Genomic DNA, 13987 nt, shown 5'->3' on the forward strand with positions numbered 1-13987 from the left:
AGAGTTTTTCAAGATACTCTGCACGTTTTTTGGTATTCGCTTTGTTTAGTAGTTTACGTGCTTTTTTCCACGAAAATCCTAGGTCTTTGAGAGTTTTACGTACTGACTCACGGCAACATTTTAGGTTGAATTGATTGTTAATCCAAGCAACTAAACGCTTTAATGTCCAACGGGATGAGTGTGTTTGGTTCTGTTGTCTTTGTTGGGGTGGTGTTGCTGCCCGTTCTAAAGCTTGACGAATCTCAGAATTGATTGCTTGCTTTATCTCTGGGGAAAAAAGGGGGGATGACCACCTGTGTGCTGATATTCCAGTGCGGATATACCTGCTTGATTGTAACGATGTACCCACTCCATTACTGTTTGAGGGTTACGTCCTGTTTCTCTACCTACCTGTGTCGCACTTTTTCCATTAGATACCTCGTACAGAGCCATCAAACGCTCACGGCTACGAGCATGATTTGCTTTCAACGCTTCTTCTCTCAGTATTGAGGTACTCTGATGGAGAGCAATCGCATTCTACTTTAAGCATCACTACTTCACTCTCAACTACACCCCTAAATTCACAATAATATATTTTCGTGGAAAACTCCAGTTCTCAAAATGGACGAGGTTTAACCAATGCAGTTGACGAAACTTTAGTTAGTCATGGTTTATTAAATCCAAACCAACTTCGCGTAGTTGAAACAGAAGCACTTGTAGATACTGGTGCTGTAAAAATGGTTCTACCAATGACTATAGTTCAAGAACTGGGATTAAGAATTCGTGGTCAACAAACTGCACAATATGCAGATGGTAGAGAAGAAGAAATTGGATTAACAGAAGCTTTAATTATTGAAATACAAGAAAGAGAAACAATAGAAGCAGCTTTAGTTACCGGAAATGAGGTTTTAATCGGTCAAACTGTTTTAAAAACGTTAGATTTATTAGTAGATTGCAAAAATCAATGTTTAATTCCTAATCCCAAACATCCCAACTATCCAGTATTTAGAATATAGGAATAACGATTATGAATACGATTCATCACATTACCCAACGGGTAGAATGGGAAAATGCAAAACTTGCGGGACACTATCGCGCTGATTCTCTAAACAGTGAAGGATTTATTCATTGTTCAACGCGATCGCAACTCATCAGAACAGCTAATAAATTCTTTAAAAATCAAACTGGTTTAATGCTTTTATATATTGATGAAAGTAAAGTTAAAGCTGAAATCAAATATGAATCTGCTGATAATGACTTATTTCCACATATTTATGGTGAACTAAATGTGGATGCAGTATATCACTTGATTGATTTTGAAGCAGATGCAGAAGGTTTATTTAATTTACCTGGGGATATTTGAAAAAGATGGAAAATAAAAAAATCGAAAATCAACAAATCGATTTAAAAATCTATGTAGAGCAAATGGCTTTATTGGTAGATTTGAACTTACGGGAAGAATATAAAGATGGGGTTGTAGCTAATTTTGAGAAGATTAAAAATATTGCAAAATTGGTAAATGATTTTGAATTACCAGAAGAAATTGAAGTTGCACCAATTTTTGAACCATGAATTTAGATATCAACAATTTAGATATAGCTAACGCAAAAGCGATCGCACAAGCAGTTCAAACGGGTAAAATCTCCGCACTGCAAGTTATTCGCACGACTTTAGAACACATCCAAGCACAAAACAAACAATTAAATTGCTTTACCGCGATCGCAACTGAAACCGCTTTACTCGACGCAGAAAGAATAGATACAGAAATCGCAGCAGGCAAAAATCCCGGTTTACTTGCTGGAGTTCCCTTTGCTGTCAAAAATCTCTTCGATATCCAAGGTTTAACCACACTTGCAGGGGCAAAAATTAACGCAGAAAACCCGATCGCAACCCAAGATGCAACTGCGATCGCAAAATTAAAACAAGCTGGTGCAATTCTCGTTGGTGCGTTGAATATGGACGAGTACGCATACGGATTTGTTACAGAGAATTCCCACTACGGAGCTACTCACAACCCCCACGACATCAACCGAGTCGCTGGAGGTTCATCTGGGGGTTCTGCTGCTGCCGTTGCTGCGGGATTGGTTCCCCTCACACTCGGTTCCGATACCAACGGTTCGATTCGCGTTCCTGCTGCGTTGTGTGGTGTCTACGGTTTCAAACCCACCTATGGCAGATTATCCCGTGCTGGTGTCGCATTATTCTCCAGCAGTTTCGATCACATTGGCACATTTGCTCGTTCCGTAGAAGATACTGCGATCGCATTCGATATTTTACAAGGTTATGACGAACGCGATCCAATTTGCACAACACGCCCAATTGTAGAGACGAGAAATTTCGCATCTCTCAACCACATTGATGGAATTAAAATTGCGATCGCAGGTGATTATTTTGCACAGAAAGCTGAACTGGAAGCATTAGAAGCGGTGCAAAAAGTCGCAAATGCGTTAAACGTCAAAAATCACATTACCATACCTGAAGCCCATCGTGCCCGTGCTGCTGCGTTTGTAATTACTGCCGTAGAAGGAGCTAATTTACATTTTGATAAATTGCGCGATCGCTCCCAAGATTTCGATCCAGCAACACGCGATCGCTTTTTGGCTGGTGCTTTAATTCCCAGTCAATGGTATATTCAAGCGCAGCGTTTTAGAAGATGGTATCGGGATAAGGTTAGGGAAATTTTTACCAATGTTGATGTAATTATTGCTCCAACAACGCCAATTACAGCACCTTTCATTGGACAACAAACAATGGTTTTGGATGCTGAAGAAATTCTCGTGCGTCCATATTTAGGACAATTTACCCAACCATTATCATTTATTGGTTTACCTGTTTTATCGGTTCCAATTCAAACAGAAAATACTTTACCTTTGGGTGTACAAATCATCGCAGCACCTTATAATGAAGCAAAGATTTTACAAGTTGCTGGATTATTAGAGAAAATGGGTGTAATTTCTGCTTCTATTGCTGAGAATTAGTTTATCAATATAATATTTTTTATTTTACAGAAACCTGTAGAAACCCGGTTTCTGCCCAACGAAACATCTCCAATTAGAACGATAAAACCTTGAAACCGGGTTTCTTAACCCACGCGAAAACCCAAAATAGTCTTTAACAAATAGCAATTAATAAAATACATTTCTTGTGGAATGGGCATCTTGCCCGTTAATCTAGTTTAGCAGGCATCTTGCCTGCTCCACAATAGAACCCACGCGATATCGCCAACCACGTTCGTAGCTGCTTAACATTTCTTCTTGCGTTAATTTATAAACATCTGCTATTTGCCAACAAATAGATTCCAAAAAAGGTAATTTTTTTGGTTTTGTTTCTGTCATGTGTAATGCGATCGCCTATTTTAGATTCTGTGTTTTTACCTTCGCTTTTGCCATTCTTTTGGATTTCTGCTGCCATGAAAAATTGCTGTAACAATTATTCGACTCGATACAATTCGATAGTAGATAACGTAGGGAAAACGTTTTACAACTGCTCGTCTAATATCACGATAAACAACAGAATATGCTTCTGGAAGTAGACAAATAAGATTTAGTGTTTCGTCAACACAATCTAAAAATTCATCACCAAGTCCTAATTGTTGACTTTCAGAGGATGTTTGAAAAGTACCCCGAAATGTCATGCTGAGGCACGTTCGCGTAGCGTGTCCCCTTGGGACTCAGCATCTCAATATACGCATGAAACCAAGATTCTAGCCTGCGGCAACGCGTAGCGCGTACGTTCCGTAAGACTCCACTCAGAATGACAATTTATACCTTGTCCGACTTTTCAAACATACTCTCATACCAATTGAATGTTTCATCTAATTCGTCGCGTACTTGTGGACGAAATACTAATGCATAATTCATTTTTGCTTGCGGATAGAAGCTCTAATTTAATTATTTACCTACTAGCGATAAATCAAATATTCCACTTACTTTGTTCGGTTTGACTGCAAAAATGATTTAAACTCGCAAAAAAGCCGGAGGATAAGCAACTTCACCATAATAATTTTGTTGAAAATTTTTAAAAGTTTTCACCATAAAAACATCTTCTGGAACATTAAAGGGAGATTGAATACCATAAATAACTGATGGTACAAAACCAAAGCGATTGTAAAACAACGGATAACCCAAAACAATTGCTAAAACTTCACCCATTGCATCCGATTTTTCCAAACCATTTCTAATTAAAGCACTCCCAATACCTTGTTTCTGAAACTCAGGAATCACAGCGACAGGAGCTAAACTCAATACTCGTAATCTTTCTTCTCCTATTAGATGAATATAACTGAACATAATATGAGCAATTACAGTATTATCAATTTCAACTACTAAAGAAAGTTCGGGAATATAAAAGTTAGAATTACGAATTTCTGTAATTAAATTAGCTTCATTTTCTCTTCCAAATGCCAGCGTATTCACTTTAGCTATTTGCGAATAGTCTTGGGGATTTTCAGCACGGATTTTCATACTTTTAAATTCAGATATGATGGTTCTTCATTACTTGTTATGCTAAAAACGCTTATAAATAGCTCAAATTCCTTGCTGGGCAAGAAAGATAGCTTTTAATCTTGGAATTTGAGCCTTTGGAATAAAATCAATATTAAAACTGCCCAAAAGCCTTGCTATTAAAGGAAAATTCCGAATTATTGTTTAAGGTTGAGCATAACACCTACGGAAGAACCGATATGATTTGAGAAAATACACAATCTTAGTTGAGGTGCTTTATGGTAATAAAATCTACCCTTCTTTAAAGAATCAAGAAGGCTTTATTCAAATAAGTTTATTAAAATGAGATTGAACATCAGATAATTACAAATCAACAAAGTTACGTTTCTTTTTCTTTTGCTTTGACTTGTCTTTATCCTTATCCTTGTCTTTTATATTACCAACTTTTCCAAAACCTCTAATTCCCTCTTTCTCTTTCAATTCTATTAATTTCGTATCAACAAAATTTGCGTCTTCTCTAATTTCTGTCGTCGAAGTATTATCATTGATATCTGTGGTTGGTAAATTGCCTATTCCTTCCACAACATTAACCTCTGCTTCTACTTCCTCTACCGTCATTTCAACTTCATGCATAACATCAAAGTTTGAAGTATTTTCTTCTAAAACTTCTTCTATAATTGATGAACTATGATTAATAATATTCGCTTCTTCGCTATTGTCTGTACTTACTTCCATAACATCTTGTATCTCAATTGGCAATTCCTCAACAGTATTAATTTCAACACTGGAATTATTTGAGGTATTTGAATCACTTGTCAATCTCATGTCAGGAAAATTCACTCTTGCTTCTGTCTCAATATCAACCGCAGAAATTGGTACTGGAATTTCTATCATTGGCATAGCAAATGTTACAACCTCAATAACTTCCTCTGAAGCATCGACTTGTAACTTCTGTAACTCATCATCAGAAGTAATACCCAAGCTTTCTTTAACTTCTTCCCAACTACCGACAATATCTTCCGCAACTTGGTTTTCTGCAAATGCCAATTTAATCGCAGAAGCAGAACTTTTCCCTTTCAAATTTATCAACGCAGCAACAATAAAACCATTCAGTTCAGGAGAATTATTTTTGTAATTTTCCAATTGCTGAGTCAGCACTAAAATACAATCATTTCGTGCATTCTCATTCTTCTGGGCAATTTCTTCCAAACTATTAATCGCATTTACCCGCGAAAATAACTTATGGGATTCATCAGCCAAATAAGAAGCAAGCGGAGAAATTGCCACAGTACCAATACTACTAAAAAACTTAGGAAACTCTTCGCTGACTAGATCATTATCTTCCAATTCATGGAACAATTGGATTAAAGGCGTGATACCTGCGGTAAGCTCCGCTAAGGTATCCTCTGTACGCAACTGTCCTAATGCAAGCCAAGCATGAATAACAGCCCATGTATCTAGACTACCAGAATCAGCATTCAATAAAGCGCGATCGCACCCCATCCTAATTAAATCGGGTATGTGCTGTGAAGTCAAACCGAATTCAACAATATAGTCATGTTGCTGTGTTCCCGTATTTAATCCGAGAGTCAACAGCTTATCTACGGGTTGTTGATAACTTTTGTTATTCATCATCTGAAGCCATTTTGTATATTAGCCAACTATCATGTATAGCAGAATCTTCTGAAGTTTTTTGCAGATATTCCGGAAAAATTTATAAATGCTACAAGAAAACAGAACCCCAAAATCTATATAGAGAATGCAATTACAGCACTTCTTTTTTGGATGGAATATAAATCAGGGCAAACATTGGATGGAATATAAATCAGGGCAAACGGTTGTTTGCCCCTACTAGAGACACTCAACCCAAAAGAATAATTACCGTATTTAAACTTTTTGGTGAAATTGGGCAAAAATCATTCATGATAAAAGCAATGGCATCTTAGAGATAATGGTGGTGAGCAATGACAGATGCCCCTCTTTTTATCGATCGAACTCAAGCTGGTAAAAAATTAGCCCAGGTTATCCAAAGCTATTTACAAGGGCAATTTACGGAATTTGGAGTCAATCCGGTTCCGATTGTTTACGCTTTACCCCGTGGGGGTTTACCTGTTGCGGCTCCGATTGCCGATTTATTGGGCTGTCCGCTAACCGTGGTGGTAGCGAAAAAGATTAGTCACCCCAAAAACTCAGAATTAGCAATTGGTGCGGTTACTGCCTCAGGAAAAGTGTTGTGGGCAGACCAAAAAATGTTTCGCTTTCTACCAAATTTAATTCAGCGTCATGAAGCAATGGAAATTGCGATCGCAAAAGCAAAATCTTTGGAATCACAATTTCTGCCATTTTGTCCAGCGGTTAATCCAAAAGGTGCAACGCTGATTTTGGTTGATGACGGTATTGCTACGGGAATGACAATAGCTGTTGCGGCAATGGCATTGAAGAACCTGGCACCAGCACAAATTATCATATGTTCCCCGGTAGCTCCACCAAATTTAATTCCTTGGTTGGAAAATTGTGGTGATACTTCCCTAGAAAATTGCGATATGCCTTTGGCATTAGGCTCCACTTATCGCGAAGCCTCTGATACTTCAGAGAATTCTCACACTTTACATCCTTACCAACCAAATAGCATTATAGTTTTGGCTACACCAGAAGCATTTATTAGTGTCAGTAATTTTTACGTAGAATTTCCTCAAGTCGAAACTTCTGAAGCACTTGCATATCTCCAACAAAGAAGTTAGGGACTTCCAGAAAATAAAATCTCCAAATCATATATTTACCAACCCTATCATACGTAAGGGTGGGGAGACCCCACCCCTACAATATTGGAGGATTTATTTATTGGTGTTCCCTTAGGAACGCGGATTAAATAAAGTGCAAAAGGTCTTAAAGCTCAGTCAATGTCTTCAAAGAAGAGTCGCTGAGAAGCCTACACTCACCTGAAAGGGAGTGTGTGGAGTACGTCACTCTATTCCTTATTAATCATCCGCTCATATTTCATTGCTTTGGTATAATCACCTAAGGTATAGCAAGCGACTTTGAGACTAGATAATACTTGTTGTTCCCTACGCGAGTCTTTTATTGCTTTTGCTAATTCTAAGCATTGTTCATAATAATTAATTGCATTGGGATAATTTCCTAAAGCTTCAGAGGCAACACCCAAGCTGCGTAATGATTGTTCTTGAGTGTTGTTATCTTCCATTTTAGTAGCTAATTGTAATCGTTCTTCATAGTATTGAATTGCTTGTTGATAATCTCCTACAGCGTAAAATGCGTTACCTAAATTCTTGAGTACTTGAACAGCATTACGGTGATTTTTGAGGATGCGAGAGATTTTCATACATTCTTGATAGTATGCGATCGCTTTCGTATAATCGCCCAAAGTATACCAAGTATTACCTAAATTTTTTAAAACCTGTTCCTCCCCCCAATTATCTTGGAGTTCACGAACTAGCTTTAGACTTTGCTCCTTGAGTGCGATCGCTTTTTGTAAATCCCCCTGCGCTTTATATACCAATCCCAAGTTATTTAGTGCTGCTACCTGACTCCTTTTATCTCCCTGGGAACTGGCTACATCTAAACAGTTATTAAGATACTCAATAGCCTGCTCTTGGTTTCCTAAATGGCGGTATGAATTGCCAATATGGGAAAGTGCTTGTAATCGTAAACGTAAATCTGATGTATTCCCAACTAAATTTAAACACTGCTGAGAATATGAGATAGCACTTTTATAGTCACCTGAATTATAGGCAACAAGCGCTAAACTATTAAAGCTTTGTGCTTGTCGTGGCAAATCCCCAAATGCCTGAAATAATGCCAGCGATTCCTGTAGAGATTTTGTCGCAGCAACAAATTCACCTGCTTGTTGCTGTTGAATTCCTCGCTCTAATAACTGTGATGCATCCGATAAATAATCGTCTTGTTCTTGTGGAATTAGTATTTCTGTTGATGAAGTATGGTCAAATTCGTGGATAATAGTGCTACGCTTTATCGTTTTGATATGTGTTGTCGGTATTTGCAAAGGAACCGTATTGTTTGCCTCATTCCATTCCCTTTCCACATTAAATGCTCCCTTATAAATCTTGCGATACTCCTATTGTTCCCATAATAAGTAATTTTCTCTCACGCAGAATAAAATATTAAAATATGGATATTCATAATTCCCCAATACCCATTAACCACTAATAAAACTACAAAACTATGGACAGAATCCTCGAACCTGAAGTAATGGACACTTGGGAAGAATCTGTTGCCTATGATGGGATGGATTTTAATGATATAAACACTGCATTTGCCAATGACGCGATCGCGATCGCATCAAACCACCCCATTTTAGTATTAGATGCGGGCACTGGTCCCGGTCGAATTCCACTCATAATGGCTCAAATGCGTCCAAAATGGAAATTTGTTGCGGTTGATTTGGCTGAAAGTATGCTAGAGATTGCTCGACAAAACCTTCAAAAGGTGCTTAATCAAACAGCAAATCAAAAAACTAATTTGCAAGAACAAATTCGCTTTGAATTAGTTGACGTTAAAAATTTACCTTATCACGATGGAGAATTTGATTTGATTGTATCGAATAGTCTAATCCATCATTTACCCGAACCATCAACTTTTTTCGAGGAAATTAAGCGGGTTCTGAAGCCGAATGGTGCTATTTTTATCCGTGATTTATTTAGACCTGCTAATATGGAAACACTCAATGCATTGGTTGATAGTATTGGCTCGGAATATGACTTACATCAAAAACAATTATTTCGTGATTCTCTCCATGCAGCACTAAGCATTAATGAAGTCAAAATTTTAATTGATGAAGCAGGTTTAGAAAACGTAGATATTTATCAAAATTCCGATCGACATTGGACAGCAAAACGAAGCTAGCTCGTTTAAATATTAAGGAAATTAAGATTAATCCAATGACAAAAATTAGATAAATACCTATTACCGAAAAATATTAGTGCATCAATTTCTATAGAAGGATAGATTCAAATTTAAATATTGTTTTCGCTACAATTCGATTTGTGTGATTCGTAAAAACGACAACCTTCACAAGGTCCACTAGGGTTTATAGCACAGCGAATATAGCCAGAACGGGCATTAAACTGGCAGCTAATATCACCAATCAGATAACCCACACCTTCGAGATAATAGCGATCGCGTTGTGTCTCTCCCAGGGAATCTTGTAGCAATGTAGAACGAGTAGTACCTTCTAACGTTCTAAGGGATTGCGGTATTCTTCTTCCCTCAGCAAAACTTGAAGCAGCTTGTCGCAATCGGGCACGAGTTCGCCATTGGGCTTTACGAATCACCCACAACGAGAACAGAGACGGCAAGAAGCCTATAATAATAACTAAAAGTGTTCTCAACACCTTCTTTATACCTCTTTCATACGCTTATCGTCCCTGCTGAAAGTACACTTAAATGTATTTAGCGCTACCCTCGCAACGCAGTGACTCCCCAACCTATAAAAATTGTATATTAATAAATCCTCATTATTTCGCTTCTAACTCCTAATTCATAACTCCTAACTATTAATTCTTGTTTCATGATTCAAATTTGCATTCTAAGGATTTAAAGACTTTTGCAGCTTTATCTTGGGCATTTTTTCCATTAGCAATGATATTAACGCTTCTTTCAATTCCATTATCTGTGATTTTTGCCATATATCTAATTGCATCAAGTTGTAGAGATTGCTCTCCAAGGATATGTTTTCCTGCTTGAATAGAAACGGGAACTAATTTACCGCATAATTCTTGGTTTTCTACTTTTTCAGAAGTTGGGATAAAACTACCTTGATAGATTTCTTGGAGTGTAATATCTAACTTTAATGATTCTTCATCTTTGATTTGTTCGGTAGGTGCTTTACTCATAAAAAGTGAGATTTCTGCTGGAGTTTTGCGACTATTAATAATTGCAATTTTCTTAGAACCGAAATTTACACCAACTATCCCTTGAGAATCTCCAGGTATTTGATAATCAAATAGACTTCGTGCGATCGCTTCTACTCTGGTTGGTGTAAACATGTTTTTTATGACTTTGCTACCCAATCCAATCATGGCAGTACCAACTAATCCCAATGCTCCCATAATAATGAAAATAATTTCCCATAATCCCACAGGATATTCGGATGTTTTGCTACTCACTTTTTCTTCTTTGATGATGTTCTTATTCATGTCAATTAATTTAAATCAATCCCCAAAAAACGATTGAAAAATTTAGTTCGCCAAATAACTCGCAAAATTAAACACCATTCCAATGCAACTAACACTAAAAATAAACAATCTTGCCAAGTTAATGGTGCTAATTCAAAGAAATTTCGCAGTGGAGGAATCGCAAGAGTTAGCATAAATATGACGAATAATACTAAAGTCGCAATTGTATATCTCCAGTCTTTACTCAAAGGTTCAGCACCAACCCAAAATCTGGTTGGAGGTTTGAGAAAAGGTAATAAAAATAGATGACACAAAACCAAAATTGTTACTAAAGCTGTGCGGGGAAGGGTATAGTCAACTTCGCTGAATTCCCTGCCTGGTGGTAAATCCAAGATTGCTCTAACTAAATAAAGTAAATATACCAAAAGTGCAACTAAAGTCATAGTTAATGTTGCTGGTACTGTAAAATGTAACAAAGAACGCACCATACTTTTGTGTTTTTGAACTTCTCCAGCTTTTGCCCAAATTGGAAATACTGCTGTTGGTAATCCCACACCAAACATTGCTAATAATGCACTATGTTTATTAATTAATGGAAAACTATCGGCAACCATTCCCGTAGAGAAAATTAATAAGGCAACACAAAATACTCTAACTATAAATAATGCCAGGGAATCCCTAATCCCATTCCGGATTCTTTGCCCCTCTAAAAAAGCAAATGGTAGCGCAGCAAAAGAGTCTTTAAGTAAGATAATATCAGCGACACCTCTAGTTGCTTTACTACCGCTTTCCATTGCAATTCCCAATGATGCTTGTTTGAGGGAAAGAATATCATTTACCCCATCACCAATCATGGCAACATAATTACCTTGTTCCCGTAATGTCTTGACTAATCTTGCCTTTTGTTCTGGTGTAATTCGTCCAAAAATAGTACAATCATCAGCAACCTGGGCAAATTGCATATCATCCATTATCGCTAATTCAAAACCGGAAACTAACTGGATATCATCACTCAAACCAGCTTGTTTTGCTATTGCTGCTACCGTATCTGGATTGTCTCCAGAAATGATTTTCAGGTTAATTCCCGCTTTCCTAAATGTATGTAAAGTATCCGTAACATTTGGACGTAATTCATCACTAAAATGGATTATTCCCAAGGGAATCAACGACTCAGGTACGATCGCACTTTCAGATTCGTTACTAATGACATGAATATCTGCCGTATAAGCAAACAACAAAACCCGCAAACCTTGTTTAAATCCTTCCTCAATAAAAATATTAGCCTCTTGCGAAAGTGGTACAGATTTTGCTAATATCTCCGGTGCGCCTAAAACATAAACACCAGTATTGGGAAAATCATCAAAAGCGATCGCACTCCATTTTCGAGCAGAGGAAAAGAGGATTTCGGCTTTCACAGAACGGGTTTTACCACTACATACAGACGCGATCGCATCACTAGTTTTATTTGGTGCAGTAGTATTTGCTACATAATCTCCCAACTTCTGCCGCAGTTCTACCTCTGTAATTCCAATTGGATAAATTTGCTGTAATCTCATTTGATTACTCGTTAATGTCCCTGTTTTATCCAAACAAAGTACATTCACATGGCTCAGTGATTCCACTGCATTCGCTTGTTGAATTAATACATCCTGTCCCAACATCCTCACAGCTGCGGTTCCATATGCCAAAGTAATCGCAATCAACAACCCACTAGGAACCAAACCAGCTACCACAGCAGCATGTTGGACAATATCCGCTAAAGTGTAAGAACGACTAGTAAAGCTAATACCCACCAAAATCCACAAAAAACAAGCAAGTAGTAATAAAATCCGAATGACTAAGTTAATTTCTTGTTGTAAAGGTGTATGAACATGGCGAAAAGCCTTAGCACCAGAAGTTAACTTATAAGCTACCGTTTCCGTTCCTACTTTTGTCGCTTCAAAACAAGCGCTTCCCGTTACGCAGGCAGTCCCCGAATAAAGTGTATCATTTTCTACTTTAGAGATTAAATCAGATTCCCCAGTTAGTAATGACTCATCAATATCAATCCGTCCATTCCCAACAACAATGCCATCAACTAAAATTTGGTCTCCTACAGTGGCAACGAGAATATCTCCCTGAACGATTTCACTGGGGTCAATGTCACGCTTTTTACCTTCACGAATCACAGTAGCTTGAGGACGATTGAGTAAAGCGATTTCGTCTAATTTGCGCTTTGCCGAAATTTCTTGAAGAACAGCAATAATAACACCGCTAAAAATAATCACCACAACAAGGAAAGCATCACTATAGCGGCGTAGCAGAATCATGACAGCGCTAATCACAAAGAAAACAATATTAATAAAATTAAATATATTTTCGTTGAGAATTTGACCATAAGAGCGACTCGTTTGCAGACAGACATTATTGCCCAAACCCTCTGCACGTCGCTTTTTAGCTTCTTCCTCCGTTAACCCCTGCTCGTTGAAAATATGACGCTCCATAGTTATTCAAGTGTAAATTAGAAGTCTCGACTTGCCTAATATACAGCCTATATTCCGTAAGTTAAGTTATTCCTGTTCCCATCTTTCATGTGATTTGCGATCGCAATAGTCTGGATTTTATCTGTTTTATTTTATTGGTGGCAATATAATTTCGCTGCTTTCAGTTTTAATCTAGCTGGCGGTTTCGTGCTTCCCCTATAGGTAATATCATGATTTTGCGGAAGAAATGCCCTGAGTGTTTCTACTTGTTTATCGGAAATTTAGCCACATGCTTTTTAGTGAGCTTTCTGTGAGTGCGATCGTACTGCGTCATTAATCTGCTTTCAATCCCTAATAGGGATTATTTGTAATTGCAATCGATATAGCCTGGGCATACGTACCAGCAAGTCCGAAGTTTCAATCCCTAATAGGGATTATTTGTAATTGCAATAGTCAGTGATATTTTTAATGAAGCATTTAAAACTCGTTTCAATCCCTAATAGGGATTATTTGTAATTGCAATTTTTGTATGGCAAGTTTGAGTTATTGGATTGGTGGAATATAGGTTTCAATCCCTAATAGGGATTATTTGTAATTGCAATCTCAGGAGATCGAATAATGGAAGCCGCGATCGCTCGTTTCAATCCCTAATAGGGATTATTTGTAATTGCAATATAAGCAGGGCTTTTGCTGTCTGGGTTTTTAATTTGAGTTTCAATCCCTAATAGGGATTATTTGTAATTGCAATCCAGCACGGCTAAACTCAGCCTCGTAAGCAGTCGTTTCAATCCCTAATAGGGATTATTTGTAATTGCAATCGCTCGCTGTAGAAGCTTTACTATATTTAATTTTCAAGGTGCAGTTACGCTAACCTAAGGGACTACCAAGAAATAAATTGCCCTATTAAAAAAAATGATAATCAAAAAATAGGAAGCAAAGAAACTGCGATCGC

The 13987-nt window shown here is 37.5% G+C and carries 16 protein-coding genes and 1 CRISPR repeat array; of the genes, 6 read left to right on the plus strand and 10 right to left on the minus strand.

What is annotated here, in order from left to right:
• Together CK510_RS14830 and CK510_RS34390 are read right to left on the minus strand one after the other, a co-directional pair.
• Positions 1 to 319: helix-turn-helix domain-containing protein (locus CK510_RS14830; protein WP_373695808.1), on the minus strand; the 319-nt coding region annotated here is incomplete at its 3' end.
• A complete protein-coding gene (locus tag CK510_RS34390) occupies positions 262 to 432 on the minus strand; it encodes a helix-turn-helix domain-containing protein (RefSeq protein ID WP_373695809.1) in 171 nt (56 codons plus the stop codon). The genes CK510_RS34390 and CK510_RS14830, both read right to left, overlap by 58 nt.
• Before the next feature lie 146 nt (positions 433 to 578).
• On the opposite strand from CK510_RS34390, the gene CK510_RS14840 reads away from it, so the two are divergent.
• The 4 genes from CK510_RS14840 to CK510_RS14855 are packed head-to-tail and all read left to right on the plus strand — an operon-like array spanning position 579 to position 2957.
• Entirely contained in the window at positions 579 to 995 is a 417-nt protein-coding gene (locus CK510_RS14840; protein ID WP_095722440.1) for a retroviral-like aspartic protease family protein, read from the plus strand.
• Positions 996 to 1006: 11 nt separating this feature from the next.
• Entirely contained in the window at positions 1007 to 1342 is a 336-nt protein-coding gene (locus tag CK510_RS14845) for a DUF952 domain-containing protein (protein ID WP_095722441.1), read from the plus strand.
• Between the two features lie 5 nt (positions 1343 to 1347).
• Positions 1348 to 1551 carry a DUF4089 domain-containing protein gene (locus CK510_RS14850; RefSeq protein ID WP_245912160.1) on the plus strand — a complete coding sequence of 68 codons (204 nt, stop codon included), beginning with the start codon at positions 1348 to 1350 and terminating at the stop codon, positions 1549 to 1551.
• On the plus strand, positions 1548 to 2957 hold the full coding sequence (locus CK510_RS14855) for an AtzE family amidohydrolase (RefSeq protein WP_095722442.1): 1410 nt from the start codon (positions 1548 to 1550) through the stop codon (positions 2955 to 2957). The genes CK510_RS14850 and CK510_RS14855 overlap by 4 nt, the downstream gene beginning before the upstream one ends.
• A gap of 192 nt (positions 2958 to 3149) precedes the next feature.
• Here CK510_RS14855 and CK510_RS32345 read toward each other — a convergent pair whose 3' ends face one another.
• The 4 genes from CK510_RS32345 to CK510_RS14870 form a co-directional block, all read right to left on the minus strand.
• Positions 3150 to 3314, minus strand: coding sequence for a hypothetical protein (locus CK510_RS32345; protein WP_169927019.1), 165 nt, complete (start codon positions 3312 to 3314; stop codon positions 3150 to 3152).
• Between the two features lie 35 nt (positions 3315 to 3349).
• The gene (locus tag CK510_RS14860; RefSeq protein ID WP_095722443.1) at positions 3350 to 3613 is read right to left on the minus strand and encodes a type II toxin-antitoxin system RelE/ParE family toxin; all 264 of its coding nucleotides are present in this window, start codon (positions 3611 to 3613) and stop codon (positions 3350 to 3352) included.
• A gap of 322 nt (positions 3614 to 3935) precedes the next feature.
• A complete protein-coding gene (locus tag CK510_RS14865; RefSeq protein ID WP_095722444.1) occupies positions 3936 to 4442 on the minus strand; it encodes a GNAT family N-acetyltransferase in 507 nt (168 codons plus the stop codon).
• 342 nt (positions 4443 to 4784) lie between these two features.
• Positions 4785 to 6056: a DUF1186 domain-containing protein gene (locus CK510_RS14870; protein ID WP_095722445.1), complete on the minus strand. Its 1272-nt coding sequence runs from the start codon at positions 6054 to 6056 to the stop codon at positions 4785 to 4787.
• A 329-nt stretch (positions 6057 to 6385) separates the two neighbouring features.
• Between CK510_RS14870 and CK510_RS14875 the strand changes: the two genes are divergently transcribed.
• On the plus strand, positions 6386 to 7162 hold the full coding sequence (locus CK510_RS14875; protein ID WP_095722446.1) for a phosphoribosyltransferase: 777 nt from the start codon (positions 6386 to 6388) through the stop codon (positions 7160 to 7162).
• Between the two features lie 227 nt (positions 7163 to 7389).
• On the opposite strand, the gene CK510_RS14880 is transcribed toward CK510_RS14875, so the two are convergent.
• On the minus strand, positions 7390 to 8481 hold the full coding sequence (locus tag CK510_RS14880) for a tetratricopeptide repeat protein (protein WP_245912161.1): 1092 nt from the start codon (positions 8479 to 8481) through the stop codon (positions 7390 to 7392).
• Positions 8482 to 8621: 140 nt separating this feature from the next.
• Between CK510_RS14880 and CK510_RS14885 the strand changes: the two genes are divergently transcribed.
• Entirely contained in the window at positions 8622 to 9302 is a 681-nt protein-coding gene (locus tag CK510_RS14885; RefSeq protein ID WP_095722448.1) for a class I SAM-dependent methyltransferase, read from the plus strand.
• Positions 9303 to 9412: 110 nt separating this feature from the next.
• Here the strand turns inward: CK510_RS14885 and CK510_RS14890 are convergent, their stop codons facing one another.
• From CK510_RS14890 to CK510_RS14900, 3 genes are all read right to left on the minus strand, one after another.
• Positions 9413 to 9790 carry a DUF6464 family protein gene (locus tag CK510_RS14890; protein WP_095722449.1) on the minus strand — a complete coding sequence of 126 codons (378 nt, stop codon included), beginning with the start codon at positions 9788 to 9790 and terminating at the stop codon, positions 9413 to 9415.
• A gap of 174 nt (positions 9791 to 9964) precedes the next feature.
• The gene (locus CK510_RS14895; protein WP_095722450.1) at positions 9965 to 10594 is read right to left on the minus strand and encodes a hypothetical protein; all 630 of its coding nucleotides are present in this window, start codon (positions 10592 to 10594) and stop codon (positions 9965 to 9967) included.
• A 5-nt stretch (positions 10595 to 10599) separates the two neighbouring features.
• Positions 10600 to 13056 (minus strand): HAD-IC family P-type ATPase, encoded by a 2457-nt coding sequence (locus CK510_RS14900; protein WP_095722451.1) that lies wholly within the window; start codon positions 13054 to 13056, stop codon positions 10600 to 10602.
• Positions 13057 to 13376: 320 nt separating this feature from the next.
• Positions 13377 to 13853: a CRISPR direct-repeat array (repeat unit 37 nt; unit sequence GTTTCAATCCCTAATAGGGATTATTTGTAATTGCAAT).
• Positions 13854 to 13987 lie beyond the last annotated feature (134 nt).

It is taken from the genome of Brunnivagina elsteri CCALA 953, assembly GCF_002289455.1.
GTDB classification, from domain to species: Bacteria; Cyanobacteriota; Cyanobacteriia; order Cyanobacteriales; family Nostocaceae; genus Brunnivagina; species Brunnivagina elsteri.